Here is a 2861-nt window from a genome sequence, read left to right as displayed (position 1 = left end):
TTGATAGTGTCGGCAAGACTGGATAGCATGCATATGGATCGGCTCTTTGGTTAGGTGGTAAGTTTGGCGATTTACAGCCTACCATTGAGCCGATCTTTTTATAAGTATTTCAATTGCTTAGGCTTAAGTAAGTGCCATTCTTCTCAGTAATAAGTCTTTAAAAGTATCGACAAGCAGCAGCTTCAGCCAAATTGAGCTGAGTACAAAAGCGATGATATTGTAGCGTATTACTATCCCGCGCAAGGCTCAATTTTTAAGATCTGCCATGCCGCTCTATCCCCATTGAACGGACATTTTGTAATACGACACCCCGGATTTCTCGAACTTTGGGCCTTCTACCGCCAAACCGAATCGTTGATAAAACCCTTGCGCGCTCGTGCGGGCATCGCACCAAAAGTATCTGACATTCAAATGCCTTAGCTTAGCGATTGCGTGTTCAATGACTTGCGATCCAATACCCCTTCTCTGAAACTCCGGTAGCGTTGCAAACTTTCGCAGTCTGGCTTCAGAGCCTTCAAGGTAAACGGACGCGACACACACCAGCTGGCCATCAGTAAATGCGCCGTAGTGTATGGCGTCGTCATCGCCTTCAACTTCACAAAACGATACAGGCTTATCGGGCCACAAAACCCGATGCCTAATGGGCAGAGCCTCTTTGGTTGTTATTTGATGTATTTGCATTTGTTCCCGGCTAATAGAATGTCGCGCATCAGTACGGTGTGGTCAACTTACAAGTTTGTTAAAAATATTCAAGCTCTTGGCCAGCATGAATAGAATGAAATTGCGAGTAGGTGGATGCCCAACATAGCAGCAATACCCCCGCTGAGTAGGAAATATAGCTAATACTAGTTGATTTGGTTTTCTTCATGTTAAAGAACTTAACGCACAAAAACCAGAAATGCGAGCGCTATAATGGCCTGCTTTTCAAGGCCATTACTCGAAATTTTTGGTGGCTTTGTTTGTTATTCATTTTTACCTTTAAATTATTTTGGAAAGCAATGCCCCGACTCACCTAGAAAATAGAATTTACCACCATTCTTACGCTCTAAGTACTCTAGATATGATGCGATACTTTTTATTGATAATTCAATTGCTTGAAACGTGTCTATTCCATGAATTTTGACCACTTTGTGGAAATTTTCTGACATTACTTCGTGAGCGCAGAGAAAGTCTATCCCTCCATCATCTTTCTCTGGCTTAGCAACACTTACAAGATAGGCATCCTTAGCACCATCATTGGAAACAAACACAAGCTCTCTCGTTGCAACAACTTCTGAAAATTTAGATGTTAGGGTCATTATCCTAATTCACTTTATGCATAGCGCCGCCAACACGCGCGGCTTTGTAGTGATAGAAACGGGGACACCCACATACTTGACACCTCAAAAGAAATAGAAACGGGGACACCCACTTACTTGACAATGCCACACCCCTGAACCAAAGTAAAAGTCAGCAGGTTATACACCACTTACGCTCAAGGAGAAGCCATGCCCCAACCCCGTAAGCGATTGATTTCATTAGACGATACACCCTTAAAGAAACGGGGACACCCACTTACTTGACACCTCAATATAAATGAAGAAACGGGGACACCCACAAACGGCACTAGAAACGGGAACACCCACATACTTGACACCTCAATATAAAGGAAAGCTAGTAGCATCAGTAGTATATGACTGTTTGGTCGCTTTCTGCGGATTTATAGCGCCTGAATTAATGCGTTTGAAGACACCGATTTCATAATCACTATTCTTCAGCTCATTAATGGTTGCCATGAACTGGTATGCATCATTGCGACCCTTTACAACATAAAAAAGATACTCTTTTCCCTCGTCTAATTCTTGACCGCACATACAACATGCCATTGGAGACTTTGTAGTTAGCTCCGCCGGAGCTCTACCTTTAAAGTCTTCATAGACTTCAATCGTTGAGTATTGCTACTCGAGATCTCCATTTTCTATGCTTTCATTCAACATTCTCGTCGATACAACTCTACCGCTGAACACTAATTCAGAATTTTTATAATCTTGAATTACATACCACTCATACGCGACAGAAGGATCCCAGTTCCTAGGCGAGCAGGCCAGCGCAGAGTTAGCCAAAAAAAGTATTAGAAAAACTGCGATATATTTAATCATGTGCTGCGTCCTAGGCTAAAAGTACAACTTGTTAATAGTGTAAGCGCCAAACCAACCACCCACTCCCCAGCCTAGCGTGATCTAAGTAGCCTCTGTGTTTTAAACAACTGGAGGTCCACATGAAAAGGAAGGAGAACGGGGACACCCACTTACTTGGGGGGAGAAACTGGCAAGAAACTGGGACACCCACTTACTTGACAATGCCACACCCCTGAACCAAAGTAAAAGTCAGCAGGTTATACACCACTTACGCTCAAGGAGGAGCCATGACCCAACCCCGTAAGCGATTGATTTCATTAGACGATACGCCTTGGTATCACTGCGTTTCCCGCTGTGTGCGGCGGGCGTTTTTATGCGGCTCTGGCGAGGGCTACGACTTTGAGCACCGCAGAGGCTGGATCGCCCAGCGGATCAAGCAATTGGCAGCCATTTTTACGATCGATATCGCTGCCTACGCGATCATGTCCAATCACTACCATGTCGTTCTACGCGTCAACCGGAATGCGGCCGAATCCCTAACGCGAGAGGAAGTGATCGAGCGCTGGCGCCAGCTCTTTAAAGGCCCGGTATTGGTACAGCGGTATCAAGCTGGCGGCTCGCTCACGAAACCAGAGTTGGAGATCGTGGACGAGATTGTTGAAGATTGGCGTCAGCGTCTTTCAGACATCAGCTGGTTTATGCGCTGCCTGAATGAACCCATTGCCCGCTGGGCGAACCAAGAAG

At 45.2% G+C, this 2861-nt stretch carries 4 protein-coding genes; 1 reads left to right on the top strand and 3 read right to left on the bottom strand.

Annotated features, from left to right (window positions below; translation table 11 throughout):
• Nucleotides 1-273 precede the first annotated feature (273 nt).
• The 3 genes from QWI17_RS16760 to QWI17_RS16750 all read right to left on the bottom strand — a co-directional run bounded on the left by QWI17_RS16760 (nt 274) and on the right by QWI17_RS16750 (nt 1853).
• Complete coding sequence (locus tag QWI17_RS16760; RefSeq protein WP_302723672.1) at nt 274-681, bottom strand: GNAT family N-acetyltransferase; 408 nt, start codon at nt 679-681, stop codon at nt 274-276.
• Nucleotides 682-983: 302 nt separating this feature from the next.
• Nucleotides 984-1298, bottom strand: a complete 315-nt coding sequence (locus QWI17_RS16755; RefSeq protein WP_302723671.1) for a DUF6968 family protein — start codon at nt 1296-1298, stop codon at nt 984-986.
• Between the two features lie 339 nt (nt 1299-1637).
• Nucleotides 1638-1853 (bottom strand): hypothetical protein, encoded by a 216-nt coding sequence (locus tag QWI17_RS16750; RefSeq protein WP_302723670.1) that lies wholly within the window; start codon nt 1851-1853, stop codon nt 1638-1640.
• Nucleotides 1854-2404: 551 nt separating this feature from the next.
• On the opposite strand from QWI17_RS16750, the gene QWI17_RS16745 reads away from it, so the two are divergent.
• Nucleotides 2405-2861: transposase (locus QWI17_RS16745; RefSeq protein WP_502553148.1), on the top strand; the 457-nt coding region annotated here is incomplete at its 3' end.

Origin of the sequence: Gilvimarinus gilvus (genome assembly GCF_030518155.1) — a bacterium.
GTDB lineage: Bacteria > Pseudomonadota > Gammaproteobacteria > Pseudomonadales > Cellvibrionaceae > Gilvimarinus > Gilvimarinus gilvus.
This window is presented reverse-complemented; position numbering and strand designations above follow the sequence as displayed.

Coding starts and splice junctions, on each gene's coding strand:
- QWI17_RS16760 (WP_302723672.1), bottom strand. CDS start 681: ATGCAAATACATCAAATAACAACCAAAGAGGCTCTGCCCATTAGGCAT.
- QWI17_RS16755 (WP_302723671.1), bottom strand. CDS start 1,298: ATGACCCTAACATCTAAATTTTCAGAAGTTGTTGCAACGAGAGAGCTT.
- QWI17_RS16750 (WP_302723670.1), bottom strand. CDS start 1,853: ATGTGCGGTCAAGAATTAGACGAGGGAAAAGAGTATCTTTTTTATGTT.